The sequence below is a fragment of the Thalassobaculum litoreum DSM 18839 genome, assembly GCF_900102465.1.
GTDB lineage: Bacteria > Pseudomonadota > Alphaproteobacteria > Thalassobaculales > Thalassobaculaceae > Thalassobaculum > Thalassobaculum litoreum.
Window position 1 is genome coordinate 187971 of record NZ_FNBW01000009.1, and the last position, 25526, is coordinate 213496.

A 25526-nucleotide genomic window follows, 5' to 3' on the forward strand; every position below is an offset into this window, starting at 1 on the left:
CGGGCTCCACCAACGTGCCTGGGTTTGGCGACTGTGACTCGAATTGTTCCCCCTCCGTCCGGCCTTGCCATACCGACGGCCTACCGCGATGGATACGACCGCGCGGCCCTGATCGACCGGGACCTTGCCGACCGTTACGTGGCTGCCACCCGGATCGGCGACCCGCAGGCAGACGCGGTGATGGCAGAACTGGTGCGCCACGATGCCGCCGTCTCCCAACCCTGGATCACCAAGGGGATCGAGTCCGGTCCGTCGGCAATCCCCGACGCGCCCGAGGTGGTGCGGGCCTTCTTCGCCGACATCGACGCTCCCCCGCCCTGGGTCGAGCCCGCGCGGTTCCTGCCGGGTTGCCGGGCCTTCCACCGAAACTCCGAAATGTTCATCGGCGCCTTCGTCGCCGCCGTGCTGATCGAGGGTTTCTCCACCCTGATCAGCCAGTCGTTCAACATCACCGGCCGCATCGTCGACCAGGGGGTGCGCCGACTGAAGCAGAACAACCGCCAGCTCGTGGAGATCTTCCTGCCGGGCGGGCTCGACCGGGACGGCGACGGATGGAAGCTGTCGGTGCGCGTCCGCCTGGTCCATGCCCGCATCCGCCAGCTTCTGAAAACAGCGCCCGAATGGGACGAGGAGGCTTGGGGCACCCCGCTGAGCGCGGCGCATATGGGCTTCGCCACCGCGGCCTTTTCCGGCCTTCTGCTCAAGCGTGCCGCCATGCTGGGGGTGACCCTGTCCGACGAGGAGCGCGACTCCTTCATGCAGGTGTGGCGCTATGCCGGCCATCTGATGGGCGTCCCGGACGATCTGCTGTTCACGTCGGAGGAAGACGCCTTGCGCCTGCACCGGATCGGCGCCCTGTGCGAGCCGCCGCCGACGCTGGAATCCATCATCCTGGCCAATGGGCTGATCAACTCGGCCCCGATCGTCGCCGGCTTCACCGAGCCCCGCGCCCGCCGCGCCCTGGCCCGCAAGATCTACCGGATTTCGCGGGCGATGATCGGAGACCAGCTCGCCGATCAGCTCCACTACCCGGCGATGAACACGGTCGGGACTCTGTCCCTGCTCCGGATGAAGAACGGCGCTGAGCGGGTGCTGTTCCGGCTCGCCCCGGCCCTGGGCGCCCGCCGGCGGGCGAGCCAGTTCCAGACCATGCTGACCGTCTCCCTGTATGGCGAGCAGGGTGCGAGCTATCGTCTGCCCGAGCACGCCCATGCGGAGAAGGACGGTCACCTGTGATCGGAAGCCCCCCCACCGAATTTTCGATCCCCCCGGTTCTGATCCTGAGCACGGGCCGATGCGGCTCCACCATGGTCTCGGACCTGCTGAACCGGCATCCGGATGTCCTCAGCCTGTCGGAGTTCTTCGTTCCGCTCGGCCCGGAGGCCTTCAGCCTGCGCCGGCCGGACGGCGACCGCATGTGGCGCCTGCTGACCACCCAGAGCCCCGGCCTGCATGCCATGCTGAAGCAGGGACATGTGGTCGACGAAGCCCTGTATCCCTACGACGACCCCGCCGCGCGCTACCGGGCCGCGGACATGCCCCCGATCATCGCGGTCACCCTGCCGCACCTGACCGACACGCCGGAGGCTCTTCTCGACGCGCTCGAACCCCGGGTGCGGGCCCGGCCGCGCATGCCGCTGGCCGACCACTACCGGGCACTGTTCGGCGATCTGGCGACCATCCTCGACCGTAAGGTCTGGGTCGAGCGCTCCGGCGGTACCCTGATGCATGCCGCCAAGCTGCTGCGGATGTTTCCCGAAGCCCGCGTCATCCACGTCTATCGGGATGGGCGGGACACGGCGATGTCGATGAGCCAGCACCATAATTTCCGGGTGCTGCTGGGCGCCATCAAGCGATGCCGCCGCCTCGGCATCGACCCGCAGCGCGCCTTCCGCGCCGACACGGGAAGCCCGCTGGATCCGCTGATCCAACGGATCGTGTTCTCGCTGCTCGACATCGACAAGACCGCCGCCCTCCCGACCCTGGAGGATTTCGGCCGGTTCTGGAGCGACCTCATCCTGGTCGGGCTGGAGAGCGTCGCCAAGCTCCCACCCGACCGGCTGCTGAACGTCCGCTTCGAGGACGTCCAGGCCGCCCCGCGGGAAAAGCTGGAAGAGCTCATCCGCTTCATCGACCCGTCGCTGGAGAATGCCGCCTGGCTCGACGAAGCGGCGGCGATCCCGCGACCGGCGCGCTCCAAGTTCGGGACCCTGCCCGACGACGCGCGGGCGGCCCTCACCCGCGCCTGCGCGCCCGGTCTCGAACGCCTGGGTTACCCGCTATGAATCGGCCGACCTCCTGTCCGGCGGACCCGGCCCAGCGGGACGAATTGCTGGCGATCTGCGAACGCACGTTCCAGCGACCCGAAGCCGACGGCACCTTACCGCGCCAGTTCCACCGGAAGACCCATGCCTGCCTGCACGCGGTCCTGACGATCGATCCGCCGGACGACCCGGCTGTCCGCCACGGCCTGTTCGCCCGGCCCGGCCGCTACGACACCCTGGTCCGGTTCTCAAATTCCTTCTTTGCAGAGGACGACCATCCGGACGCCCGCGGCCTGGCGCTCAAGGTGACGGGTGTCGACGGGGCGGTGTGCGACGGCGCGCCGCCGGGTCAGCAGGACTTCGTGCTGATGAACGCAGAAACCGGGCCGGCCCGGAACGCGGACGAGGCGATGGCGCTGTTTCGCGCCTTGGACGGTCTGCGCCGCGCCACGATCTCCGCGGTCGCCGCCCCGCGCTACCTGTTCCCGAGCCTTCTGCCCTGGCGCGCACGCTGGCGCTATCTCCTCTTTCTCTGCGAGTCCGGGCTGCAGCATCTGCGCGGCTTCGATCTGGCGCAGTTGGCCTATGGCAGCGTCACGCCCTACCGGCTGGGCGACGGCGCGACGAAGTTCACGCTCGTCCCCGACGCAGATGCCAAGGCCCGGCGCCCGGCCAAAGGCAAATCCCTCGCCGGCAGGCTGCAGGCTGCCCTCGACAGCGGACCGATCCGCTTCGACTTCCGCCTCCAGCCCCGCGTGCTGGACAGCGACCCGATGGAGGATGTGCGCCGGGCCTGGCGCAGTCCGACGGTGACGGTCGGCAGCCTTGAGATCCCACCCCAGGACGTCGCCGCGACCGTCGCTCTCGGCGACCGCCTGACCTTCAGCCCGTGGAACTGCCTCGCCGCCCATGAGCCGCTGGGCTCGATCAACGCGCTGCGCCGCGCGGCCTATGCCGCCTCCGCCGCCAACCGGGGGGCGCAGGCCAAAGCCCCCCTGGACGGCGGGTCATGAGAGCGCCACGGACCTCCCGCACCGCCGATGAGGAGAATTTTCCGGTCGGCTCCCTGCTCATCGCGCGCAGGCTCAGACCGTCGGTCGCCGCCTTCTACGCGGCCGCCCGGGCCGCCGACGACATCGCCGACGATCCGACGCTGGACGCTGCCGAGAAACTGAAGCGCCTCGACCGGTTCGAAGCGGCCCTTACGGGCGGTCTCGACGCTGGCGCGCTGGATGCCGTCGATCTCGGCCCGGCGACCCGCGCCCGCGCATGCCTGGACAGCGCGGGTGTCGGCCATCTGCGGCGGCTTCTCACGGCGTTCCGGCACGACGCGGTGCAGCCGCGCTGCGCCGATTGGGAGGCGCTGACTGCCTATTGCTCGGATTCCGCCAATCCCGTCGGCCGCTTCCTGCTCGACCTGCATGGCGAGGCTGCCGCCGACTATCCAGCATCCGACGCGCTGTGCACGGCGCTGCAGGTCCTCAACCACCTGCAGGATTGCGGCGACGACTACCGGATCCTCGACCGTATCTATCTGCCGGCGGACTGGCTGGCGTGCGACGGAGCCGCCGAGGCGGAGCTCGCGGGACCGGGAGCGACTCCGGGACTGCGCCGGGTGATCGATCGCTGTCTCGCCGAGGTCGACCGGCTGCTGGCGACGGCGGCCCCCCTGCCCCTGCGGCTGCGCTCGACCCGCCTGGCACTGGAATCCGCCGCCATCCTGGCGCTGGCCGAGGCCCTGGCAAAGCGGCTCAAGCGCCACGATCCCCTGGCCCGACGGGTCCAACTCTCCCGCCCGGCGATGCTGGCCGTGGGCACCGGCGCGGCGATGACATGCCTGTGGCGGCGGCTGCGCGCAGCGAACCGCCACACCCGACGGCATCCGGCATGAGCGCGGCGGCACTGGAAGACCCGGCGGCCGTGGCCGAGGCCAGGGCGGTGGTGCGCGCCTCGGGCACATCGTTCCGCTGGGGCATGCGCATCCTGCCGCCCGACCGGCGGCGCGCCATGTACGCGGTCTACGCCTTCTGCCGGATCATCGACGACATCGCCGACGAACCGGGCGACCTCGCCCTGCGGCAGGAACGGCTGGACGCCTGGCGCGGCGAGATCGCCCGGATCTATGACGGCGGGACGCTGCACGAACCGATCGCCCGCGCCCTGCTGCCGGCCGTACAGCGCTACCGGCTACCGCGGGCCGAGTTCGAGGCGCTGATCGACGGCATGGAGACCGATCTCCAGGGCCGCAACGTCGCCCCGAGCATGACCGAGCTGGAGCTGTACTGCCGCCGGGTCGCCGGTGCCGTCGGGCTGCTCTCCATGCGCTGCTTCGGCGCGCACCAGCCGGAGGCCGACGACGCCGCCATCGCCCTCGGCGAGGCGATGCAGCTGACCAATATCCTGCGCGACCTGGGGGAGGACGCCGCCGACGGCCGCCTCTATCTGCCGCGCGATCTGCTGGAGCGTCACGGCATCGCCGCCCGCGACCCGGACGCGGTGATCGACGACCCGCGCGTCGCCGCGGTCTGCCGCGACCTCGCGGCGCGCGCCCGCCGACGCTACGGCGAGGCCCGCGCGCTGATCGACCAATGCGACCGGCACGCCATGCGCTCGGCCGTGGTGATGATGGTCGGCTACGAAGCCCTGCTCGATCGGATGGAAGCCGGCGGCTGGCGGGAGCCGCGCCGACGCGTGTCGCTCTCGCCCTGGCGCCGGCTCCTGCTGCTGCGCCATCTGTGCCGGTGAGCGGCGGGACGGTCCATGTGGTCGGCGCCGGGTTGGCGGGCCTGGCCGCCGCCCTGTCGCTGAGCGCCGCCGGACGGACGGTCGCGCTCCACGAGGCCGCCGGGCATGCCGGCGGGCGATGCCGGTCCTACATCGACACCCGGCTCGGCTGCCGGATCGACAACGGCAACCACCTGCTGCTGTCGGCCAACCGGAGTGCGCTAGCCTATCTGGCCGAGACCGGGGCGAGCGGCTCGCTGCGCGCCGGCGACGCCGCCTTCTCGTTCCACGACATCGCCGACGGCCGCCAATGGACCGTGCGGCCCGGTGAAGGCGGGGTCTGGCGGCGGCTCACCGCGCCGCTGCGTCAGGTGCCCGGCGCCGGGGCGGCCGACGCCCTTGGCCTGCTCCGGCTGGCGGTCGCCGGTCGCCGCAGCACGGTGATGCAGGCGCTGGGTCCGGGCGCGCTGATGGAACGGTTCTGGCGTCCGCTGACCGTCGCCGTGCTCAACGCCGAGCCGGAGGTCGCCTCGGCCCGCCTGCTGCGCGGGGTGATCCGCGAGGTGCTGCGCACCGGCGAGGCGGTCCCGCTGACGGCGCGCGAGGGCCTGAGCGAGAGCTTCGTCGATCCGGCCCTTGCCGTTCTGGCGGAGCGCGGCGTGGGCATCGGCTTCGGCCGCCGGCTGCGCGGCGTCGATACCGCGAACGACCGCGCCACCGCCCTGCGGTTCGCTGAGGAGACCGTGGCGCTGGCGCCGGGCGACGCCCTGGTGCTGACGGTCCCCGCCCCGATCGCCGCCGGTCTGCTGCCGGGCCTCGCGGTCCCGGACGGGTCCAGCGCGATCGTGAACGCCCATTTCCGGCTCGACGCCCCCGCCCACCTGCCCGGCCGGGCGGATCTGATCGGGTTGACCGGCGGCACGGCCCAGTGGCTGTTCCGGCGCGGCGAGATCGCCAGCGTCACGGTCAGCGCCGCCGATGCCCTGCTCGACCGTCCGAGCGAGGATCTGGCGGCGATCCTCTGGCGGGATATCGCGCCGGTACTGGGACTTGCGGGCCAGGCCCAGCCGCCCGCCCGCATCGTCAAGGAGAGGCGCGCCACCTTCCGGCAGGACCCGGCCTCCCTCGCCCGGCGCCCTCCCGCCCGCACGGCCTGGCGCAACCTGGCGCTCGCCGGCGACTGGACCGACACCGGCCTGCCGGCGACCATCGAGGGCGCGATCCGCTCGGGCCGGGATGCGGCGTCCCTGGTGATTTCCGGGACAGGTAGATAATCGTTGGGACAGGCAGATAATCGTTCTCTGCACTCCCCGGACCCGTTCCGGGGCCCGCGCTGACGCCGCACCCAAACGGGGACGCGATCCACCACGGCGACGCGCTTGGCCCGGCACAGGGCCGAGCCGTGCATGAAGGACCGGCCCCTACCCTTAGGCTTCCATCGCCACCTGCCGGATCGCGGCGACGGCGAACTCGATATCCGGGTCCTCGATGCCGAGATAGGTCACCGCCCGCAGCACGGTCGGCTGCACGGCACTGATCTTCACCTCGTGCTCGACCATCAGCCGGCGGGAGAATTCCGGCGCGGTGATCCCGGTTCCGGCGATGTCGAAGAACACCATGTTGGTCTCCACCGAGGCCGGATCGACGACGATCCCGTCGACATCCACGATGCCCTCCGCCAGACGCCTGGCATGGGCATGGTCGTCGGCCAGCCGCTCCACGTGGTGGTCGAGCGCGTAGAGGCCCGCCGCCGCGACGATGCCGGACTGGCGCAGCGCGCCCCCGAACTGGTGCTTGAAGCGCCAGCATTCCTCGATGAAGTCCTTACTGCCGGCCAGCACGCCGCCGATCGGGCAGCCCAGCCCCTTGGACAGGTCGATCCAGGCGCTGTCGCAGGGACCGGCGAACTCGGCGAAGGAGATGCCGGAGGCGACCACCGCGTTGGGCAGGCGCGCACCGTCCATATGGACGCGCATGCCATGCTTGCGCGCGGCACCGGCCACGTCCTTCAGGGTGTCGAGCGGCCAGATCGTGCCGCCGGCCATGTTGGCGGTGTTCTCCACCGACACCAGCTTCTGGCGCGGCATGTGGCGGGACTTCGGACGGATCAGCGCTTCCACCTGATCGGCGGTGAACCAGCCCTTGGTGCCCTTGATCGTGCGGGTCATCACACCGGCCAACGCGCCCGGGCCGCCGACCTCGTAATGCAAGGCGTGGCTGTTCTCCTCCAGAATGATCTCGTCGCCGTGGTCGCACCACACCCGGTAGGAGATCTCGTTGCACATGGTGCCGCTGGGCAGGAAAACGGCCGCCTCCTTGCCGAGCAGTTCGGCGACCTTCTCCTGCAGGCGGATGGCAGTGGGGTCCTCACCCGCCTGCTCGTCGCCGACCTCGGCGTCGTAGATCGCCTTGCGCATGCCTTCGGTCGGACGCGTGGCGGTATCGCTGTGCAGGTTGACGCGCGGCTGGGCGGTCGGATTGGACGAGACCATGGGAAGCTCCGGATGTTGGCGGCTGGACGTTGCGAAACGCCGGGTGCGTCCACACTTTAAAGCGGTGACAGAGTGAGGAGAAAGCCCGGATGTCCGACACCCAGACCATGCAGCGTCGCAATCTTCCCTTCAAGCTCTCCGCCCCGGAGAACGATCGGCTGGCGGTGCATGTGATCTACGCGCTGTACGCCGCGAACCTGGTGTTCCAGATCCCGATCATCCTGGCCGTGGTCATCGCCTACCTGAAGCGCGGCGATGTCGAGGGGACCTATCTGGAGACCCATGTGCGCTGGCAGATCCGCACCTTCTGGCTGTGGCTGCTGATGACGGTGATCGGCGGCCTGACCTGGTGGGTCCTGGGGCTGGGCTTCCTGCTCGTCGGCTTCGCCTATCTCTGGCTGATCTACCGGGTTGTGAAGGGCTGGCTGAAGCTGTCCGGCGAGGAGCCGATCCAGGGCGCGGGGGATTTCTTCTGATCCGCGCGGAGCACGGCGACACGCGGGGCGGGGCGACCTGAAACCACCGACAGGAGATACCCATGCCCGTCGAGATCCACCGCGATATGGCCGGTCTGAAGGCCGATTTCACCATCGACCAGCACTGGGACGCCTATACCGACGAGGAGCATGCCACCTGGCGGGTCCTGGCCGAGCGACAGGTGCCGCTGCTGAAGGACCGGGTGGTCCCCGAGTTCCTCGCCCATGTGGACGCGCTGAGCATGGGCAACGGTATGAATGGTGGGGGCGGCGTGCCGGATTTCCGACGCCTGAACGAGGTGCTAGAGGCGGAAACCGGCTGGACCGTGGTCGCCGTGCCGGGACTGGTGCCCGACGCGGTGTTCTTCGATCACCTGGCCAACCGCCGCTTCCCGGCCACCTGTTTCATCCGCTCCATGGACGAGCTGGACTATCTGGAGGAGCCGGACGTCTTCCACGACGTGTTCGGCCATGTCCCGCTGCTGCTCGACCCGGTCTATGCCGACTACATGCAGGAATACGGCAAGGGCGGGCTGAAGGCCGACGGCCAGGGCGCGCTTCGGCGGCTGGCGCGGCTGTACTGGTACACGGTGGAGTTCGGGCTGACGAAATCGGAGGACGGCCTGCGGATCTTCGGCGCCGGCATCGCCTCGTCGAAAGGCGAGACCGTGTTCGCCCTGGACGATCCCTCGCCCAACCGCATCGGCTTCGACCTGGAGCGGGTGATGCGCACCGACTACCGGATCGACGACTTCCAGGAGACCTATTTCGTCATCGACGGCTTCGAGGCCCTGCGCCGCGCGACCGAGGTGGATTTCACCCCGATCTACGCCCGCATGGAGGCGGAACCGGACCTCGCGCCGGACGATGTGCTGGACACCGACACGGTTCTGCACCGCGGCACCGGCCGCTACCACGCGGGTAAGGGCCGGGCCACCGCCTGAGTCTCAGACGTTGCTGTCCGGAAAGCTCGCCTTCTTCTTCGCCATGAAGTCGATCAGCGCCTCGTCGATCGCCGGGTCTAGGACCGGGGCCTCGTACTCGGCCAGGGTCTTCTTCACCAGGGCGGCGGACCGCTGATAGGTGTCCCTGCTGCCTTCCGACTCCCACTGCTCGTAGGTCGAATTGTCGGCGATCGAGGAACGGTAGAACGCCTTCTCGAAATTCGCCTGGGTGTGGCTGCAGCCGAGGAAGTGGGCGCCGGGGCCGACCTCGCGGATCGCGTCCATCGCCTGGCCGTTCTCGGTCAGGTCGACGCCCTCCAGCATGGTGCGCATCATGGCGCACTGGTCGGCATCCATCATGAATTTCTCGTAGGAGCTGACCAGCCCGCCCTCCAGCCATCCGGCCGCGTGCAGGACGAAGTTCACCCCGCCCAGCACCGTCGGCAGCAGGGTATTGGCGCTTTCGAACGCCGCCTGGGCGTCCGGCACCTTTGCGCCGCAGAGCGAGCCGCCGGAGCGGAACGGGACGTTGAGCCGCCGGGCGAGCTGGGCGCAGCCGTACAGCACCAGCGCCGGCTCCGGCGTGCCGAAGGTCGGCGCCCCCGACTGCATCGAAATGGACGAGGCGAAGCTGCCGAAGATCACCGGCGCGCCGGGACGGCAGAGCTGGGCGAAGGCCATGCCGGCCATCGCCTCGGCCAGGGTCTGGGCCAGGGTGCCGGCCACCGTCACCGGCGACATCGCACCGGCCAGGATGAACGGCGTGGTGATCACCGCCTGATTGGCCCGCGCGTAGTTCTTCAGCGCGCCCAGCATGGTGGCGTCCCAGGTCATCGGCGAGTTGGCGTTGATCAGCGAGACCAGCACCGTGTTGGTCTCCAGGAACTCCGATCCGAAGACGATCCGCGACATCTCCAGCGTGTCGAGCGCCCGCTCCGGATGGGTGACCGAGCCCATGAACGGTTTGTCGGAATACTTGATATGGGCGTAGACCATATCGAAATGCCGCTTGTTCACCGGCAGATCGACCGGCTCGCACACGGTGCCGCCCGAGTGGTGCATGCCCTGGTGGCTGTAGGCGAGCTTCACGAAGTTCTGGAAGTCCTCGATCGTCGCGTAGCGCCGGCCGCCGTCGATGTCGCTGACGAAGGGCGGACCGTAGACCGGGGCGAAGACGGTGTTGCCGCCGCCGATCTCCACCGAGCGCTCCGGGTTGCGGGCGTGCTGGGTGAAGCTGGCGGGCGCGGTCTTGATCAGCTCGCGGGCAAGGCCGCGCGGGATGTGCACCCGCTCGCCATCCACGTCGGCGCCGGCCGCGCGCCACATATCCAGGGATTCGGAGTCGTCGCGGAACTCGATGCCGATCTCCTCCAGGATGGTCTCGGCATTGGCCTCGATGATCTCCAGCCCTTCCTGCGACAGCACGTCGAAGGTCCCGACGTTGCGGGTGATGAAGGGGGTGTAGAGGGTCGAGGGACGTCCCCGCGCGGCCCGGCGCGCATCGCGGCCGCCGCCGCCGGAACGGCCCCGCCGCTCGCGGCGGCCGCCGGCATCTCCACCGGCATCTCCACCGGCGTCGCCGGCCGCATCCAGTCCCAAAGTCTCGGCCAGATCGTCGCTCATGGTCCGTCTCCAACACCGCGTTAGATACCGATCATGCGCTCCCTTGACGATCATTCTTGGCCGGGCGCGACAGGAATGCGTCGGAGTTGGACAACGCGGGCTCCGATCCTCCGGGTTTCGTGACTTGCCTGCGGTCCGGGCCGATCCCATACTTTTCCCATAATCGACACAGGGCGGACGGCGTCCCGTCGGATCCGCCCGAGGGAGGTCCCATGGGCATGCAACGACCCGCGCTTCTCGCCTCGCATCTCGCCGCTGCGGCCCTCGCCGCCATGGTCGCGATGCCAGGCACCGCCGACGCGGCCGCCGACAGTTCCATGCCGCCGCAGGTGCTCGGCCTCGTCGCCCATGCGACGCCGGTGCCGCTGACCTGCGACGGCGGCACCTGCGAGGCCCTGGTCTCGTCCTTCTGCCTGCAGGAGCACCGCCCGCCGCCCGGCGCCGGCCAGCTCTACCAGACCGCGGGCTCCGGCGACGTCACCTTGCTGGTGCGCAAGTCCGACGGCAGCACGCGCGAGTTCTCCGCCGCCGGGCTGCTGACCTACGAGAGCGACGGTCATTTCACCCGCACCCGGATCGCCATGGACAGCGCCCGGCTCGCGTCGCTGGATGCGACCGAGGTCGCCGTGCGGATCGCACCGATGGTCTCCCTGGTGCCGGTGACCGATGCCCCGCTGCCCGCCGAGATCGCCGAGGGCGATACCGAGACGGCCTATGGCGAGGCGCGCTTCACCGGCGCCGACTTCTTCCACCCCGGCAAGACCCGGCCCGACGCGGCGGTCACCCTGACCCGGATGATCAACACCCTGCCCGCCGCCATGTCCGGCGGGATCGATCCGCGCGCGGTCGACCCGTTCAAGCGCGCCGCCCTGTGGAGCAGCGTGGCGGAGTCCGGCGCCCTGACGGGGCTGTCCGACGCCGGCATCGCCCGGGCCAGGAGCGAGCTGGACCGCTGCGGCCAGTATGCCGAGATGGGCTTCAAGCTGACCCTGCGCGGCTGCCTGGAAAGCGCCCACGACCGCACCATGCGCGAGGTCAACGACGAGCTGTGGAAGGCGGAGGTGGGGTACTGACAGTACCTCACCGAGGGATTGGATGAGGTCGGAATGACCATTCCCGTCGTTGCTCGCGTCATCGACGGGATGGTGCGAGCCTATAGCCCGCCGGGCGACGGTCCGTTTCCCGCGCTGCTCCTGCTGCACGGTTCGGAAGGCGGCTGGTCCGGCTGGAGCCACCGGAACGCCGACCTTTTGGCCAGCGCAGGGTTTCTGGCCTACCCGTTCAGCTACTCATACTCCGGCTCGATGTGGTTCGCTGGCGATATCATCGACGTTCCGCTCGACGCCACCGAAGCGGCCATGGCCAAGCTTCGAGACCATCCGCTGAGTTCGGGAAAGCTTGGGCTGTACGGCATCTCGCGCGGGGCGGAACACGCCTTGCTCGTGACGGCCCTCATGGCACGCGACGGCGTTGACGGGATCCCTGACGCAGTCGCCGCGCACAGCCCCTGCGACGTGGTGTGCGGCGCCTTTCGGCCAGACGAATTCCGGTCTCGAACCGATCCCAACTTCGAACCATGGGACCCGGCGCTGATCGCCTGGACATGGCGTGGTTCGACGGAGGGGTTGCGGCCCTCTGACCCGATCGAGATCGAGCGCTACGACGGCCCCTTGAAGATCAGCCACGGAACCGACGACAAGGTCTGGACGGTCGAGTGCACCCGGCGGATCGAGCGCCGTCTTTCAGAGGCGCGCCGGTCCGCCGACATCACCTACCACGAGGGGGAAGGCCACTGGTTTTCCCCAGCCGAGGAGAACATCCACATCGACCAGATCTGCAAGTTCTTTGAGACGGCGCTCGCCTAGGCACATCGCCATACGCATGGCCGCACAGAATTAAATATTCCTGGAAGCCCGCCACGCCGACGTTACCTTCCGGCCGCGCGACACAACGCGAAAAGACCGCGGAGGAACGATGCGGATCCTGGTCACCGGGAGTAGCGGCCATCTCGGCGAAGGGCTGATGCGACTGCTCGCCGACGGACCGCACGCGGCGGTCGGCCTCGACATCAAGCCCGGACCCCATACCGGCATCGTCGGCTCGATCGCCGATCCGGCCGTCGTGGCCACCGCGATACGGGGCGTCGATGCCGTCCTGCACACCGCCACCCTGCACAAACCTCATGTCGGGACCCACAGCCGGCAGGACTTCGTCGACACCAACATCGCCGGTACCCTCGCCCTGCTGGAGGAGGCGGTGCGCGGCGGCGTCTCCGCCTTCATCTTCACCAGCACCACCAGCGCCTTCGGCGGCGCCCTCGCCCCCGCCCCGGGCGAACCCGCCGTCTGGATCGACGAGACCGTGCGCGGCGCGCCGAAGAACATCTACGGCGTGACCAAGACGGCGGCGGAGGACCTGTGCGAGCTGTTCCACCGTCGCCACGGACTGCCCTGCCTGGTGCTGCGGACCTCCCGCTTCTTTCCCGAAGAGGACGACAACCGTCAGCGTCGCGCCCTCTACGCCGATGCCAATGCCAAGGCGAACGAGTTCCTGTTCCGCCGGGTGGACCTGGCGGACGCGGCCGAGGCCCATCTGCGGGCACTGGAACGCGCCGCCGAGATCGGCTTCGGGCGCTACATCGTCAGCGCCACCACCCCCTTCACCCGCGCCGACCTGGCGGCGCTGCGCGGCACCCCCGCCGGCGTGGTGGGCCGATTGTTCCCGGATTTCGAGCCGCTCTATGCCCGCCTCGGCTACTGGATGTTCGACGAGATCGACCGGGTCTACGACAATGCCAAGGCCCGCCGGGAGCTTGGCTGGGCGCCCGCATACGACTTCGCCCGGGTGCTCGACCAGCTTTCCCGGGGCGAACCCATCGGCAGCCCGCTGGCTCGGGCCGTGGGCAGCAAGGGCTATCACGACACGATCTTCGAGGACGGCCCCTACCCGGTGGAGTGACAGGTATCAGCACGCATTGCGCGCACGCATTGACTCGATGCGCGACCTATCGTTAGACTACGCGAACGACTGAGGTCCACCCTGGGCTTCCTCCGTCCCTTGCGGACATGTCGCAAGAGCCGCGGTCCCCCTACCGCGGCTCTTTTTTTTACAGCGGATTCTCAGGCTTTTCGAACACGCCGAGCGCCACACCGACATGGTCGCCATCGAAGTTGTGGGCCATGTTGCGCATCTTCTCGCCGGCGGTTTCCCCCATGATGATGTCGCCGGCCTGAAGCGGCGCCGGCTCGCCGGTCTCCGCCCGTCGCCGGGCCTCCTCGCGCCGCTTGACCGAGCCGGCCTTGGCCTCCGCGGTGTAGTCGCGCAGGTCGACCGTGCGGAAGCCGGCGGCCTCGCACAGCGCCTGCATCTCCGTCGGCGGGATCAGGTGGCTGAGCGCCGGCCGCTCGGCCCAGGGCGTCGGATAGCGCGGGGCGCCGCCCGGCCCCAGGACGATGTCGTAGAAGCAGAACCGACCGCCCGGCTTCAGCAGCCGGAAGGCCTCGCGATACACACCCGCCTTGTCGGGAATGTTCATGCAGGCGTGCAGGGTGGTGACGATGTCGAAGGTCTCCGCCGGCAGGCCGGTGGCGGTGGCATCGCCCTCCACCACCGCGATCCGGTCGGACAGGCCGACCATGGCGTTGATCGCCTCGGCCGCGGCACAGAAGCTCGGCGTCAGGTCGACCGCCGTCACCCGGGCCCCGACCACATCGGCGAAGATCCGGGCGGAACCGCCGAGGCCGGAGCCGAGATCGGCGACCGCCATGCCGGCGGCCATCCCCGTCGCCGCGATCACGTCCTCGGTGCCGGTCTCGCCGCGCATGTGCATCTGGTCCAGCACCGAGAAGTCGGCCCGGGTCGGCGCGGCGATGCCGTGCTCGGCCAGCCGGGCGACGAGCTGCTCGACCAGGCCGCTGCGCTCGTAATGCTGGGCGACGCCGCTCATCGGCTCAGCCCCACAGGGCCGGTTCCGGCGGCATCACCGTGCTGCCGTTGTAGGTCATGCAGGGGTCGCGGTCCTTGGCCAGCAGCAGCGGGGCGTCAAGATCGACGATTTCCGCGCCCTGGGACACGATCATGCCCGGCGCCATGGCCAGGGAGGTGCCGATCATGCAGCCCACCATGACCCGGAAGCCACGCTTCTCCGCCTCGGCCTTCAGTCGCAGGGCCTCGGTCAGGCCGCCGGTCTTGTCGAGCTTGATGTTGACCATGTCGTACTTGCCCTCCAGCCCGTCGAGGGTGGCGGTGTCGTGGCAGCTCTCGTCGGCGCAGACCACTGTCGCCCGGGGGGTACCCACCAATGCGGCGTCGTCGCCGGCGGGCAGCGGCTGTTCGATCATCGACACGCCGAGCTCGGCCAGCTTTGGCGCGATCTCCAGATAGCTGTCGATGCTCCAGGCCTCGTTCGCATCGACCACGAGATCGACACCCGGCGCGTTCTCGCGGATCTTCGTGACCCGCGCCAGATCCTCGCCGTCGCCGGTCATCTTCAGCTTCAGGCGCGGCCGGTGGGCGTTCTCGCGGGCGGCGGCCCCCATGGCGTCCGGGCTGTCGACGGAGAGCGTATAGACCGTGGTCACCGGCTGCGGCGCGCCGGCCAGGCCGGCGAGTTTCCAGGCGGGCAGGCCTCTGCTCTTCGCCTCAAGGTCCCACAGAGCGCAGTCGACCGCGTTGCGGGCGGCCCCGGCCGGCAGGGCGTCCAGCAGCGCGGAGCGGTCCATGCCGCCGGCGATCGCCTCGGCGACGCTCTGGATCTGGCCGATCACGCTGTCGATCGACTCGCCGTAGCGGGTATAGGGCACGCATTCGCCGCGGCCGACCGTCTCGCCGTCGGTGATGGTGACCAGCACCACCTCCGCCTCGGTGCGCGCACCGCGCGAAATGCGGAACACTCCGCGGATCGGCCAGCTTTCGCGGGCGACGGCGAGCATGCGAGACATGGAATTCTCCCTGGATCGGATCAAGACGGTGGTCGGTCGGCGCGGCGGCCGCCTATTTGACGGTGAGCTTAGCGATCTGGACGTTCACGATGGTGTCCGGTCCGACCAGCTCGCGCAGCAGCCGCCATGCATTGTTGCGCACCTTCTGGATTCCGTCATAGCCGTTCAGTTGCTGGGGCGTCAGGCTCGACAGATAGACGATCAGGGCGTCGCGGATGCGCGGCTCCTGCGCCTGCACGACCTGAATGGCCCCTTCGTTCGGCAGTTCGACGGTCAGGCTGAGCAGCAGGAAGACCGGATAGCCGGTGTTGGAGCGAAGGTTGACCACAAACTCGTCAAGCGTGTGGAACACCGCGCCGACCGGGCTCGGCTTGGCGGCCGAGGGGGCGGTGTTCGCGATGCGCTCCTGCTCCGCCTTCTGCTCGGCGGTGAGTTCCGGCTCCGGCGCGCCGCCGAAACCCGGAATCAGTCCCGCCACGAAAGCGCCGGCGCCGGCGCCGATCAGCAGCAGCAGGGGCAGCAGGACGAACAGAAGGAGCTTCTTCATCGCGACTCGGCTCTCGCCCTCGTCCGGTTCCGCAGGAAATACGAGGCAAACACTTTCAAATCCTATATAATCATGGATCGCAAGCCGACACGAGGATGATCGTCCCCCGAGCGCCATGATGAAGCCGGCCGAAAGTGACTGGAACAAATTCGCGCGCGCTCAGCCCAGCGTGAGCGACCGTGATCGTGCGCCCGGCATGGCGGCACGGGCAGAGTCGTTCATCATCGAACGGGAGGGCGAGAACCTGATCCTGAAGATCAAGCGCGAGGACGGGCGGGTGGCCCTGATCGAACTGACGCCCGACACCGCCTTCTATCTCCGCGAATACCTGTCCAACGCCCTGGCCTGCCTGGGCATGCCGGAAGACGTCTAGAGCAGATCGTGGGGTGACGGGATCACTTCGTGATCGCGTCAACGTGCGAGAATCTTCTCTATCTCATTGTTTTAGAGACAAATTCACCGACCAAATTGACTCACGAAACGATTCAATATGGTCGGATTTGACTCTAGAACGCGAGCGTTTCAGGTCGAAACGGTCCGATCCAGACGCGCCCTACGCCGGCTCCGCCCCGGTCAGACACCAGCGCTCGGCATCGGCGCGGTTCGTGAACACCCGCTGCTGGTTCTCGATCTCCTCCGACAGGTCGAGGAACAGCTTCATGATCGACTGTTCGATCGTTCCCGGGACGACGATCGCCACGCGCTCGCCCCGGCCTCGAGGGGCGAAGGAAGCGCGCGCCTGGCTGAGGCTGCGCAGAATGCCGATGTCGATCCCCGTAAAGTCCAGCGCGGTGACGTCCCAGACCGAATGGGTCGGGCCGACGGTGGCGCGGATGCGCACCACCTCGCCCATCGCCTCACGAAAATCCTCGACGTCGAGGTCGCCGGAGAGGGTGACACGGACCATCCCTTCCGCTTCGCTGTATGTAAGGCTGTCGATCATCGCTACGTCCGCTGCGGCGGTTCCGGTCCGCCGGCCGGTCAGCGACCGATGGCGTAGCCCTGCATGCCGCGCGGGTTGGCCCCGGCCTTCAGCATCCGGCCGTCCTTCACGGCGCCGCTGAGCCGACCTTCCGACCAGTCCTCGCCGACCTGGACGTCATGGCCGCGGCGCTGCAGTTCCTTGACGGTCGCCTCGGGGAAGCGCCCCTCCAGCACCAGCTTGCCGGGCTTGCGGCCGCGCGGCCAGAACGAGCTCGGGAAATGCTCGCTGTGGAAGGCCGGACAGTCGATCGATTCCTGCAGGTTCATGCCATGCTCGGCGTGGTGCAGGAACATCAGGGTTTGCCACTGGTCCTGCTGGTCGCCGCCCGGGGTGCCGAAGGCCATGTAGGGCTCGCCGTCGCGCAGCGCGAAGCTGGGCGACAGGGTGGTGCGCGGCCGGCGCTTGGGGCCGAGGGCGGAGGGCGACCGCTCGTCCAGCCAGAACATCTGCGCCCGGTTGCCCATGCAGAAGCCGAGCTCCGGGATGATCGGCGAGGACTGCAGCCAGCCGCCGCTCGGCGTGGCGGAGAACATGTTGCCGTCCTTGTCGATGACGTCGATATGGACGGTGTCGCCCTTCATCGCGCCGCTCTTCGACACCGTCGGCTCGCCGATGCCCATGCGCTCCATCTCGCGCGGGTCGAGTTGGACATCCACGCCCAGCGCGGCGTCGATCGAGCCCAGATAGCCCTCGATGGTGCCCGGACGCAGGTCCATGGAGGCCTCGCCGGTGATCAGCTTGCGCCGCTCGGCATTATATTCCGAGGAGAGCAGGGTCTGCATCGGCACGTCGGCGAAGTCCGGGTCGCCGTAGAACGCCTCGCGGTCGGCCATGGCGAGCTTGATCGCCTCGACCACGCTGTGCACGAAGTCGGGACCGGTCGGATCCATCTCGCCCACGCCCATGCCGTCGAGCAGGGCGAGCTGCTGCAGCATCGAGGGGCCCTGGCTCCACGGGCCGCATTTCGCGACGGTGTAGCGGCCCCACTGGTAGGTGGCCGGCTCCTCGTAATGGGATTCCCAGTTCGCCAGATCGTCGGCGGTGAGCAGTCCCAGATGGCGGCGGCCGGAGACGTCCATCATCGGGGCGGCGTGGAAATAGGCGTCGATCGCCTCGGCGACCCAGCCGCGGTACCAGATGTCGCGCGCCCGATCGATCACCGCCTCGCGGGAGCCGCCGCCGGCTTCCGCTTCCCTAACGATCCGGGCATAGGTCTCGCCCATCGTCGGGTTGGCGAACAGGCTGCCCGGCGCCGGCGGCTCGCCGTTCTTCAGGTAGATCGCCGCCGAGGTCGGCCATTCGGTCTCGAACAGCTCCTTCACGGTGTTGATCGTCGCCGCGATCCGCCCGACGGCCGGGTAGCCGTTGATCGCGTAGTCGATCGCCGGCTCCAGCACCTCGGCCAGGGTCATCGTGCCGTGGTCGCGCAGCATCCGCAGCCAACCGTCGAAGGCGCCGGGGACGACGGCGGGGAGGAACCCACTGCCGGGGACCAGGTCGAGGCCGAGGCCGCGGATCGCCTCCATGGTCATCGCCGCCGGGCTCGGCCCCTGGGCGCAGAGCGCCTGCAGCTTGCCGGTCTTCTTGCTGTAGAACAGGGCCGGCAGGTCGCCGCCCGGGCCGTTCAGATGCGGCTCGACCACCTGCAGGGTGAAGCCGCTGGCGACCGCGGCGTCGAAAGCATTTCCGCCCCGCTCCAGCGCGCGCATGCCGACGGCGGACGCGAGCCAGTGGGTGGAAGCAACAACTCCGAAGGTGCCGCGGATTTCCGGGCGCGTCGTGAACATGGCGCAGACTCTTGGAATGGTTTTCGCATGGGATTGGTCGACACTATAGAAGCGGGGGCATTCGCCCGGCAAGAACTGCCCGGCGGAGGGCCCTCAACAGAGACGCCGTGTGCAGAAGCGTAAATCTCGTTGTGAAGAGGTAACGAGACGCCTATAGTAGACGGTGGTCGAGAAACGACCGGACCGGGCGTTACTGCCCGAGCCTACGGCAAAAACAGGAGTTTTCCGCCGTGACGAACTTCGCAGCCGCATCGGCCATCCTTGGAGGCGCCGCCGGAGGTGGTGGTGGACTCCTTGGCTCCGCGTACGGTGGAGGCGGCTCCACCATGTCGGCAATCGCTGCCTGGCGCAGCTACGAGCGCGATCAGGTTGCCGCCCGCCAATCCTTTCTCGACCGCAACGACGTCCAGAATGCCATCGCCGATTTCAAGTCGGGCGTATCCAAGCTGGACGACGTCGACGAGTTGCTCGACGACCGCGACACGCTGCAATTCGTTCTGACCTCTTTCGGCCTGGACTCCGACATCAACAATGTCGGCAAGATCCGCAAGGTCATCGAGAGCGACCCCAACGACATCAACTCCTTCGCCAACCGACTGGCCGACACCCGCTACGGCGAACTGGCGAAGTTCCTGAACACCCCCGAATACGGCGTCAAGAACCTCAAGCTCTCCTCCGAGCAGACCGAGGTCATCGACAAGTACCTGACCGTCCAGTTCGAGCGCAGCCTGGGCCAGCAGAACTCGGCCGCCCGCGACGCGCTGTTCTTCCTGCGCCGGATCAATTCGGTCGACAGCACCTACCAGATCCTCGGCGATTCCGCTCTGCGCGCCATTGTGACCGACGCGCTGAACCTGCCGGCCCAGATCGCCAACCAGTCGGTCGAGAAGCAGGCCTCCCTGGTCGAGAAGGGCCTGGACCTCAGTTCCCTCAAGCTGAGTTCGACGTCGGCGACGGAGCGAAATCAGCTGGAGAAGCTGCAGGCCGACCTGACCTCGATCTCCAACGGCTCGGCGGCCATCACCGCGGCCACCAAGACGCTGAACTCCATCGTCGAGAAGCTGGAGACCGCCCGCACCGCCTATGCCGATCTCGGCGCGATCACCGATCCGGCCGGGGTCAACGCGGCCGAGATTCCGATCCAGGAAGCCGCCCTTCCAGACCTGCTGCGCCAGCGCGGTCTCGTCGCGGTGGCCAACCAGGCGACAAAGAACACCCGGATCGTGCTCGACGAACTCGACAAGATCTCGATCAAGCTGCGCAACGCGGAGGACGAGGAATCATTCGCCACCCTGCAGGCTCAGTATCTCGACTATGCCGACAAGATTCTTGGCGACGAGGGCTTCGTCAACACGGCGACCTTCTACGATCCTGAGACCGGTCAGACCCAGAACCTGTTGCGCAACGGCACGGGCGGCGCCCTGCCGGCCGGGACCGACGCGACCGAGGCGGTGATCACAACCCAGGTCGCCAGCGACGGCACGAAGGCCATCACGCGGTCCACGGACCTGTCCGGCTTCCTGACCGACCTGCAGGCGGCGCGCGACGCCGTCGACGGCGCGACCTATGCCACCCGCTCGGCCGACGCCGACACCGCCGACGCCAGTTTCGACACTGCGAACGCCGCGTTCAAGACGTCGGAATCGCAGACCGCGATCAACGTGGTCAGCATCACCAACGCCCTGAACAATGTCGATTTCGCGGTAGAGCTGGACACCCAGTCGCTCAGCACCGGGCTGCTGTCGATCGACGACGGTCTGAAGCGCGCCACGACCATCGAGCGCGTGCTCGGCGATATCCGGCAGCTCGCCAAGGATGCCCAGAAGGACGACGCCGATCTCACCGAGATCAACGCCTACTACACCGCCCGCCTCGGGGAGCTTGACCAGCTCATCAACACGCCCGGCGAGGTCAGCAACGGCGCGAATTCGACGACCCTGGACAACCTGCTGGCCGACGGTACCGTCAACTACACCGTTGTCGGCACGACCCAGGCCCGGGCCGAGGGCGGAGACCTTACGGCCTCGATCTACGACCTGCTGCCGGCGTCGATCACCGACGCGGCCGCCGGCGAGGCGCTGGTCACCCAGCTCGACGACGACCTGAAGCCGTCGTTGCAGGAACTGACATCCCAGCTGAAGCGGGATCGCACCGTCATCGCCTTCGCGTTGGAAGAGGCGGACCCGCGCGGTCGCCTGGACAGCCAGGTGCGCGAACTTCGGGTCGAGCTCGACGAGCTGATCTCCAAGTCGGGCAAGGACGGCAACAACCTGCTCGGCGAGTTCGCCCGCGACATCAAGGTGGCCTTCGACTCGCTCGGGTCGACGATCACGATCGATGCCCAGACCTCGTTCGAAACCAACTTCCGCACCGCGCTGGAAGGCTTCGACTACGTGGCCGCGACCGCCGGCGACGACGACGCCCGGGTCAGCGCCCTGAACGATGCGCTGTTCGTCGCCCAGGGAACCCTGGGCCGCCTGAAGGCGGAGAGCTACGCGCTGAACATCCAGAAAGAGATCCTCAACGAGGAGCGGATCGCGATCGAGGGCGAAGGCGGCGGCACGGGCAACTTCCTGAAGCCGATCGAATTCACCGACGAGGCCCGCAAGTTCATCGAGCGCTACCTCATCCAGAAGGATCTGGAATCCCAGGGCTTCAGCGTGAACTCGAACTTCAACGCCCAGAGCGCGATCGCCAGCCAGATCGGCTCGATCCTGCCCCAGAGCAACGGCCTGCTGAACTTCGTCGTCTAACCCGCCGGACCGTCCTCCAGGCCGGCCAGCCGCGCGCACTCCCGTAGCACCCAGACGCGGATCGCACTGGACAGGTTGGCCGTGCGCGTCCGGTCGATCTCGGTGACGAGCGCGTTGAGCGACACCCCGCGCGCCTCGGCGAAGGTTGCCAGCAGATCCCAGAACGCCTGCTCCATCGACACGCTGGTGGCGTGACCGGCGATCATCACCGAGCGCTTGCGCGGCGCCGCCGGATCGGCGCCGGCCGACACCGTCATCCCTCGGGTCCCAGCATCGCCTCCGGCCGCACCCAGCGGTCGAAATCCGCGTCGGAGACCAGATCGAGCGCGCGGGCGGCCTCCTTCAGGGTGGTGCCGTCCTCATGGGCCTTCTTGGCGATCTTGGCGGCGGCGTCATAGCCGATATGCGGCGCCAGAGCGGTGACCAGCATCAGGCTCTTGCCCAGCAGCTCGGAGATCCGCGACCTGTCCGCCTCCATGCCGTCCACGCAGCGCTCGGCGAAGCTCGCCGCCGCGTCGCCCAGCAGACGGATCGACTGCAGCAGGGCGTCGGCCATCACCGGCTTGAAGACGTTGAGCTCGAAATGTCCCGTCGCCCCGGCCACGGTGATCGTCGTGTGGTTGCCCATCACCCGGGCGCAGACCTGCGTGAGCGCCTCGGCCTGGGTCGGGTTCACTTTGCCGGGCATGATGGAAGAGCCCGGCTCGTTCGCCGGCAGCATCAGCTCACCGATGCCGCAGCGCGGCCCGGAGCCGAGCATGCGCACGTCGTTGGCCACCTTCATCAGCGAGACGGCCACCGTGTTGAGCGCACCGGACATCTCGACCATGGCGTCGTGGGCGGCCAGGGCCTCGAACTTGTTCGGTGCGGAGGTGAAGGGCAGGTCGGTCAGCGCCCGCAGCTCCTCCACGAACGCCTCGGCGAAGCCCGGCTCGGTGTTCACGCCGGTGCCGACCGCCGTGCCGCCCTGGGCCAGCGCCGACAGGCGAGGCAGCGCCGCCTCCACCCGGGCGATCCCGGTCTCCACCTGGAACGCCCAGGCGCCGACCGCGTCGCCCAGGCGCAGCGGCGTGGCGTCCTGCAGGTGGGTCCGGCCGATCTTGACGATGTCGTGGAACGCCTCGGACTTGGCCGCGAGTGCGGCATGCAGGCGGCGCAGGCCGGGCAGCAGTCTGGCGTGGATCTCCCGCACGCCGGCGATGTGCATGGCGGTGGGGAAACTATCGTTGGAGGACTGCCCCCGGTTCACGTGGTCGTTGGGATGAACCGGCCGCTTGGTGCCGCGCGCGCTGCCGAGGCTCTCGTTCGCCAGGTTCGAGATCACCTCGTTCAGGTTCATGTTGGTCTGGGTGCCCGAACCGGTCTGCCAGACCACCAGCGGGAACTCCGCGTCGTGATCCCCGGCGGCAATCGCCGCCGCCGCTCTGTCGATCGCCTCGGCCAGCTCCGCCTCAAGGCCGCCGAGCCGCCGGTTGGCCCGGGCGGAGGCCTGCTTCTGCAGGGCGAAGGCGTGGATCAGGGCGAGCGGCATTCGGTCGCCGCCGATCGGGAAGTTTTCCAGGCTGCGCTGGGTCTGCGCGCCCCAATACCGGTCGGCGGGGACGTCGATGGAGCCCAGGCTGTCGGTTTCTTCGCGGGTGGCGGCCATGGGGTCTCCTTGGATCGGTGAAGCGTCAGCGCCGGAAGACGGCGACAAGCTCGATGTGGGGAGACCAGAGAAACTGGTCAATCGGCACCAGCCGCTCCAGCGTGTAGCCGCCCTCGACCAGGGCGGCGGCATCGCGGGCGAAGGTGGCCGGGTTGCAGGACACGGCGACGATCGTCGGGATCCCGCTGGCGGCCAGCGCGGCGGCCTGGGCCTTGGCCCCGGCGCGCGGCGGGTCGAACACGGCAACGTCGAACCCGTCCAGTTCGTCGCCTTCCAGCGGCAGCTTGAAGAGGTCCCGGGTTTCCGTCTTCAGCCGGGCCGTCCCCAGCCCGGCGGCATCGGCGGCCGCGCGCAGGGCACGGATCGCCAGCGTGTCGCCGTCGATCGCCAGCACCGGACCGTCGGCGGCCAGGGGCAGCGACAGGGTGCCGATCCCGGCGAACAGGTCGAGCCGACGCTTGGCCTTGCGGGCCGCCTGCGCCACGGCCTCCCGGATCGCGGTCTCGCCGGAGGCCGTCGCCTGCAGGAAGGCGCCCGGCGGCGGCGTCACGTCGACGCCCCCCAGCCGGATAGTCGCCGCCCCCCGGCCGGACAGCGGCTCCGGCATCGGGTCGGAATCACCCGCCACCCGCATCGACAGCCGGGCCAGGCCCTCGGTCTCGGCGAACTCGGCCCAGGCCTCGCGTTCCTGCAGGTTCGGGCTGCGCGGCAGCACCACCAGCATGTCCAGGCCGCTATGCAGGTGGTTGACGATGACGTCGGCGCCCTCGCCCGTTTGCAGCACCCGGTGCATCTGGTCGCTGACGGGGTGCAGCAGTGCCTGGATCGGCGCCGTCAGCACCGGGCAAGTATCGAGCGGGACGATCTTGCTGCCGCCGCGCTCATGGAAGCCGAGGACGGTGCGGTCGGACAGGCGGCGCACGGCGAAATCGGCGCGCCGCCGCGTGCCCGGCTCGGCCGTCACCAGCGGCGCCATCGGAAATCCCTCGATCCCGACCCGCGACAGGTGCTGGCGGATCTGGCCGACCTTCCAGTCCTGATAGGACTCGTCGCGCCAATGCTGCAGGGCGCAACCGCCGCAGGTCATGAAATGCGGGCAGGCCGGATCGACACGATCGTCGGCGGTGGACAGCAGCTCGACCGGTTCGGCCGCCACCCCCTCGCCCCGATCGGCGACAGGCCGCGCGCGCACCCGCTCGCCCGGCAGGGTGAAGGGCACGAAAACCAGGCGTGCCCGCTCGTCATAGCCAATCTTCACGGTGGCGGTGCCGACCCCGTCGCCCCGGCCGCCGACGGTCTCGATCTCGACATCGACCGGTCCGGCATTGGCGGGGATCCGACCCTTCTTGATCGGCGTCGGCTTTGAGCGTCTGCGGCGCGGTGGCATATCGGATCAGACTTTCTTTCCGCCCAGTACCAGTACAGGGCCGCGCCGACAGATCGGCGGGTGGCGAAGGGTTTAACGGAAGTGAGGAGTTTGGGCCAGTCCGACGGCGGCGTTGGCCGTCAGCTCGGGTCGGCGATCCGCCCCGGACGGGTGACGATCCAGGCGGCGACCGCGACCATGACCGCGATGCTGGTCCCCGGGATCCAGGCATTCGACGGAAAGGCGGCGATCAGCATGGCGGCGGCCAGGCTCATGGCGGCCACGGCGGCGATCTTCGCCTTGGTCGGGATCACCCGATGGCGATGCCACGCCCGCAGGCCGGCGCCGAAGCGCGGATGGCTGTAGAGCCAGAGATGCAGGCGGTGGGAGGAGCGCGAGAACGCCCAGAGCGCCACGATCAGGAACACCGTGCCCGGCAGGCCCGGCAGGATCACGCCGGCGATGCCGATGGCGAGGCACACGAAGCCGAAGATCTGAAGTCCGAGCCTGGCGGCGCCACACAGCTCCGCCGGCAAGACAATCTCGGTCTCGTCGGTGCTGCGCGGAGCGGTGTCGGCCGGGTTCTGGGTCATGGCGATTAAGTGTCGCTGAAACCCGTCAATACAAGGTTAAGGCGCCGAAGCCGTCAAGCGCCGCCGCCTACTCGGCCGCGCAGTCGAGGCCGGCCTCCGCGGAAACCAGATCCTCGCCGAGGACGCGGACCAGGCTGCGCACCCCATCCAGGTCGCAGCTGTAGATCACGTGCCGGCCGCGTCGGGCCGAGCGGACCAGCTCCGCCTGCTCCAGCAGCCCCAGATGATGGGATAGGGTCGAGGCCACCACACCGAGCTCGCGGGCGATCACCCCCGCCGACAGGCCGGCAGGGCCTGCCCGCACCAGCAGACGGAAGATTCCCAGCCGAGTCTCCTGCGCCAGCGCCGACAACGCCGCGACGACCTTCCTCGGTTCCATAACGC

25 protein-coding genes are annotated in these 25526 nt (G+C 68.8%); 13 read left to right on the forward strand and 12 right to left on the reverse strand.

The window, feature by feature from the left end:
• Window positions 1-138 precede the first annotated feature (138 nt).
• From BLS34_RS15795 to hpnE, 6 genes are read left to right on the forward strand one after another with little or no spacing between them, the layout of a single operon-like run.
• Window positions 139-1236: an oxygenase MpaB family protein gene (locus BLS34_RS15795; protein ID WP_245701989.1), complete on the forward strand. Its 1098-nt coding sequence runs from the start codon at window positions 139-141 to the stop codon at window positions 1234-1236.
• Entirely contained in the window at window positions 1233-2285 is a 1053-nt protein-coding gene (locus BLS34_RS15800) for a sulfotransferase (RefSeq protein ID WP_281241211.1), read from the forward strand. The genes BLS34_RS15795 and BLS34_RS15800 overlap by 4 nt, the downstream gene beginning before the upstream one ends.
• Entirely contained in the window at window positions 2282-3277 is a 996-nt protein-coding gene (locus BLS34_RS15805) for a catalase family protein (protein ID WP_093151697.1), read from the forward strand. Before BLS34_RS15800 ends, BLS34_RS15805 begins: the two co-directional genes overlap by 4 nt.
• Window positions 3274-4155, forward strand: coding sequence for a squalene/phytoene synthase family protein (locus tag BLS34_RS15810; protein WP_093151700.1), 882 nt, complete (start codon window positions 3274-3276; stop codon window positions 4153-4155). Before BLS34_RS15805 ends, BLS34_RS15810 begins: the two co-directional genes overlap by 4 nt.
• Window positions 4152-5009, forward strand: a complete 858-nt coding sequence (gene hpnD / locus BLS34_RS15815; RefSeq protein WP_028794249.1) for a presqualene diphosphate synthase HpnD — start codon at window positions 4152-4154, stop codon at window positions 5007-5009. The genes BLS34_RS15810 and hpnD overlap by 4 nt, the downstream gene beginning before the upstream one ends.
• Window positions 5006-6262 carry a hydroxysqualene dehydroxylase HpnE gene (gene hpnE, locus BLS34_RS15820; protein WP_093151836.1) on the forward strand — a complete coding sequence of 419 codons (1257 nt, stop codon included), beginning with the start codon at window positions 5006-5008 and terminating at the stop codon, window positions 6260-6262. Before hpnD ends, hpnE begins: the two co-directional genes overlap by 4 nt.
• 153 nt (window positions 6263-6415) lie before the next feature.
• Here hpnE and BLS34_RS15825 read toward each other — a convergent pair whose 3' ends face one another.
• Window positions 6416-7480: a threonine aldolase family protein gene (locus tag BLS34_RS15825; RefSeq protein ID WP_028794247.1), complete on the reverse strand. Its 1065-nt coding sequence runs from the start codon at window positions 7478-7480 to the stop codon at window positions 6416-6418.
• A gap of 89 nt (window positions 7481-7569) precedes the next feature.
• Here BLS34_RS15825 and BLS34_RS15830 point away from each other — a divergent pair, with 89 nt between their 5' ends.
• Both BLS34_RS15830 and phhA read left to right on the forward strand, forming a co-directional pair.
• A complete protein-coding gene (locus tag BLS34_RS15830; RefSeq protein ID WP_028794246.1) occupies window positions 7570-7956 on the forward strand; it encodes a DUF4870 family protein in 387 nt (128 codons plus the stop codon).
• Window positions 7957-8018: 62 nt separating this feature from the next.
• The gene (phhA, locus tag BLS34_RS15835; protein ID WP_093151702.1) at window positions 8019-8900 is read left to right on the forward strand and encodes a phenylalanine 4-monooxygenase; all 882 of its coding nucleotides are present in this window, start codon (window positions 8019-8021) and stop codon (window positions 8898-8900) included.
• 3 nt (window positions 8901-8903) lie between these two features.
• Here phhA and BLS34_RS15840 read toward each other — a convergent pair whose 3' ends face one another.
• The gene (locus BLS34_RS15840; RefSeq protein WP_093151705.1) at window positions 8904-10523 is read right to left on the reverse strand and encodes a trimethylamine methyltransferase family protein; all 1620 of its coding nucleotides are present in this window, start codon (window positions 10521-10523) and stop codon (window positions 8904-8906) included.
• 218 nt (window positions 10524-10741) lie between these two features.
• Between BLS34_RS15840 and BLS34_RS15845 the strand changes: the two genes are divergently transcribed.
• From BLS34_RS15845 to BLS34_RS15855, 3 genes are all read left to right on the forward strand, one after another.
• On the forward strand, window positions 10742-11596 hold the full coding sequence (locus BLS34_RS15845; RefSeq protein WP_139189353.1) for a hypothetical protein: 855 nt from the start codon (window positions 10742-10744) through the stop codon (window positions 11594-11596).
• Between the two features lie 33 nt (window positions 11597-11629).
• Window positions 11630-12388: an alpha/beta hydrolase family protein gene (locus tag BLS34_RS15850; RefSeq protein WP_093151710.1), complete on the forward strand. Its 759-nt coding sequence runs from the start codon at window positions 11630-11632 to the stop codon at window positions 12386-12388.
• A gap of 109 nt (window positions 12389-12497) precedes the next feature.
• The gene (locus tag BLS34_RS15855; RefSeq protein WP_093151712.1) at window positions 12498-13481 is read left to right on the forward strand and encodes an NAD-dependent epimerase/dehydratase family protein; all 984 of its coding nucleotides are present in this window, start codon (window positions 12498-12500) and stop codon (window positions 13479-13481) included.
• A 148-nt stretch (window positions 13482-13629) separates the two neighbouring features.
• Here the strand turns inward: BLS34_RS15855 and BLS34_RS15860 are convergent, their stop codons facing one another.
• The 3 genes from BLS34_RS15860 to BLS34_RS15870 are packed head-to-tail and all read right to left on the reverse strand — an operon-like array spanning window position 13630 to window position 16010.
• Window positions 13630-14469, reverse strand: a complete 840-nt coding sequence (locus tag BLS34_RS15860; protein ID WP_093151715.1) for a class I SAM-dependent methyltransferase — start codon at window positions 14467-14469, stop codon at window positions 13630-13632.
• 4 nt (window positions 14470-14473) lie between these two features.
• Window positions 14474-15463 carry an N-acetyl-D-Glu racemase DgcA gene (dgcA, locus tag BLS34_RS15865; RefSeq protein WP_093151717.1) on the reverse strand — a complete coding sequence of 330 codons (990 nt, stop codon included), beginning with the start codon at window positions 15461-15463 and terminating at the stop codon, window positions 14474-14476.
• Between the two features lie 52 nt (window positions 15464-15515).
• Window positions 15516-16010 (reverse strand): flagellar basal body-associated FliL family protein, encoded by a 495-nt coding sequence (locus BLS34_RS15870; RefSeq protein ID WP_175474253.1) that lies wholly within the window; start codon window positions 16008-16010, stop codon window positions 15516-15518.
• Window positions 16011-16179: 169 nt separating this feature from the next.
• On the opposite strand from BLS34_RS15870, the gene BLS34_RS15875 reads away from it, so the two are divergent.
• Entirely contained in the window at window positions 16180-16383 is a 204-nt protein-coding gene (locus BLS34_RS15875) for a hypothetical protein (protein WP_139189355.1), read from the forward strand.
• A gap of 180 nt (window positions 16384-16563) precedes the next feature.
• Here the strand turns inward: BLS34_RS15875 and BLS34_RS15880 are convergent, their stop codons facing one another.
• Window positions 16564-16953, reverse strand: coding sequence for an STAS/SEC14 domain-containing protein (locus BLS34_RS15880; RefSeq protein ID WP_028794238.1), 390 nt, complete (start codon window positions 16951-16953; stop codon window positions 16564-16566).
• A gap of 38 nt (window positions 16954-16991) precedes the next feature.
• A complete protein-coding gene (locus tag BLS34_RS15885; protein ID WP_028794237.1) occupies window positions 16992-18782 on the reverse strand; it encodes a gamma-glutamyltransferase family protein in 1791 nt (596 codons plus the stop codon).
• Between the two features lie 326 nt (window positions 18783-19108).
• Between BLS34_RS15885 and BLS34_RS15890 the strand changes: the two genes are divergently transcribed.
• Complete coding sequence (locus BLS34_RS15890; RefSeq protein ID WP_093151724.1) at window positions 19109-21535, forward strand: DUF1217 domain-containing protein; 2427 nt, start codon at window positions 19109-19111, stop codon at window positions 21533-21535.
• Here the strand turns inward: BLS34_RS15890 and BLS34_RS15895 are convergent.
• The 5 genes from BLS34_RS15895 to BLS34_RS15915 form a co-directional block, all read right to left on the reverse strand.
• Window positions 21532-21792 carry a ribbon-helix-helix domain-containing protein gene (locus BLS34_RS15895; protein ID WP_038013985.1) on the reverse strand — a complete coding sequence of 87 codons (261 nt, stop codon included), beginning with the start codon at window positions 21790-21792 and terminating at the stop codon, window positions 21532-21534. The genes BLS34_RS15890 and BLS34_RS15895 overlap by 4 nt on opposite strands.
• Window positions 21789-23183, reverse strand: coding sequence for a class II fumarate hydratase (gene fumC / locus BLS34_RS15900; protein ID WP_093151726.1), 1395 nt, complete (start codon window positions 23181-23183; stop codon window positions 21789-21791). Before fumC ends, BLS34_RS15895 begins: the two co-directional genes overlap by 4 nt.
• Before the next feature lie 25 nt (window positions 23184-23208).
• A complete protein-coding gene (locus BLS34_RS15905; protein WP_093151729.1) occupies window positions 23209-24570 on the reverse strand; it encodes a class I SAM-dependent RNA methyltransferase in 1362 nt (453 codons plus the stop codon).
• 119 nt (window positions 24571-24689) lie between these two features.
• The gene (locus BLS34_RS15910; RefSeq protein WP_093151731.1) at window positions 24690-25142 is read right to left on the reverse strand and encodes a YbaN family protein; all 453 of its coding nucleotides are present in this window, start codon (window positions 25140-25142) and stop codon (window positions 24690-24692) included.
• A 67-nt stretch (window positions 25143-25209) separates the two neighbouring features.
• Window positions 25210-25521: an ArsR/SmtB family transcription factor gene (locus tag BLS34_RS15915; RefSeq protein WP_028794232.1), complete on the reverse strand. Its 312-nt coding sequence runs from the start codon at window positions 25519-25521 to the stop codon at window positions 25210-25212.
• Window positions 25522-25526 lie beyond the last annotated feature (5 nt).

Coding starts and splice junctions, on each gene's coding strand:
- BLS34_RS15805 (WP_093151697.1), top strand. CDS start 2,282: ATGAATCGGCCGACCTCCTGTCCGGCGGACCCGGCCCAGCGGGACGAA.
- BLS34_RS15810 (WP_093151700.1), top strand. CDS start 3,274: ATGAGAGCGCCACGGACCTCCCGCACCGCCGATGAGGAGAATTTTCCG.
- hpnD (WP_028794249.1), top strand. CDS start 4,152: ATGAGCGCGGCGGCACTGGAAGACCCGGCGGCCGTGGCCGAGGCCAGG.
- BLS34_RS15825 (WP_028794247.1), bottom strand. CDS start 7,480: ATGGTCTCGTCCAATCCGACCGCCCAGCCGCGCGTCAACCTGCACAGC.
- BLS34_RS15830 (WP_028794246.1), top strand. CDS start 7,570: ATGTCCGACACCCAGACCATGCAGCGTCGCAATCTTCCCTTCAAGCTC.
- phhA (WP_093151702.1), top strand. CDS start 8,019: ATGCCCGTCGAGATCCACCGCGATATGGCCGGTCTGAAGGCCGATTTC.
- BLS34_RS15840 (WP_093151705.1), bottom strand. CDS start 10,523: ATGAGCGACGATCTGGCCGAGACTTTGGGACTGGATGCGGCCGGCGAC.
- BLS34_RS15845 (WP_139189353.1), top strand. CDS start 10,742: ATGCAACGACCCGCGCTTCTCGCCTCGCATCTCGCCGCTGCGGCCCTC.
- BLS34_RS15850 (WP_093151710.1), top strand. CDS start 11,630: ATGACCATTCCCGTCGTTGCTCGCGTCATCGACGGGATGGTGCGAGCC.
- BLS34_RS15855 (WP_093151712.1), top strand. CDS start 12,498: ATGCGGATCCTGGTCACCGGGAGTAGCGGCCATCTCGGCGAAGGGCTG.
- BLS34_RS15860 (WP_093151715.1), bottom strand. CDS start 14,469: ATGAGCGGCGTCGCCCAGCATTACGAGCGCAGCGGCCTGGTCGAGCAG.
- dgcA (WP_093151717.1), bottom strand. CDS start 15,463: ATGTCTCGCATGCTCGCCGTCGCCCGCGAAAGCTGGCCGATCCGCGGA.
- BLS34_RS15870 (WP_175474253.1), bottom strand. CDS start 16,010: ATGAAGAAGCTCCTTCTGTTCGTCCTGCTGCCCCTGCTGCTGCTGATC.
- BLS34_RS15880 (WP_028794238.1), bottom strand. CDS start 16,953: ATGATCGACAGCCTTACATACAGCGAAGCGGAAGGGATGGTCCGTGTC.
- BLS34_RS15885 (WP_028794237.1), bottom strand. CDS start 18,782: ATGTTCACGACGCGCCCGGAAATCCGCGGCACCTTCGGAGTTGTTGCT.
- BLS34_RS15890 (WP_093151724.1), top strand. CDS start 19,109: ATGTCGGCAATCGCTGCCTGGCGCAGCTACGAGCGCGATCAGGTTGCC.
- BLS34_RS15895 (WP_038013985.1), bottom strand. CDS start 21,792: ATGACGGTGTCGGCCGGCGCCGATCCGGCGGCGCCGCGCAAGCGCTCG.
- fumC (WP_093151726.1), bottom strand. CDS start 23,183: ATGGCCGCCACCCGCGAAGAAACCGACAGCCTGGGCTCCATCGACGTC.
- BLS34_RS15905 (WP_093151729.1), bottom strand. CDS start 24,570: ATGCCACCGCGCCGCAGACGCTCAAAGCCGACGCCGATCAAGAAGGGT.
- BLS34_RS15910 (WP_093151731.1), bottom strand. CDS start 25,142: ATGACCCAGAACCCGGCCGACACCGCTCCGCGCAGCACCGACGAGACC.
- BLS34_RS15915 (WP_028794232.1), bottom strand. CDS start 25,521: ATGGAACCGAGGAAGGTCGTCGCGGCGTTGTCGGCGCTGGCGCAGGAG.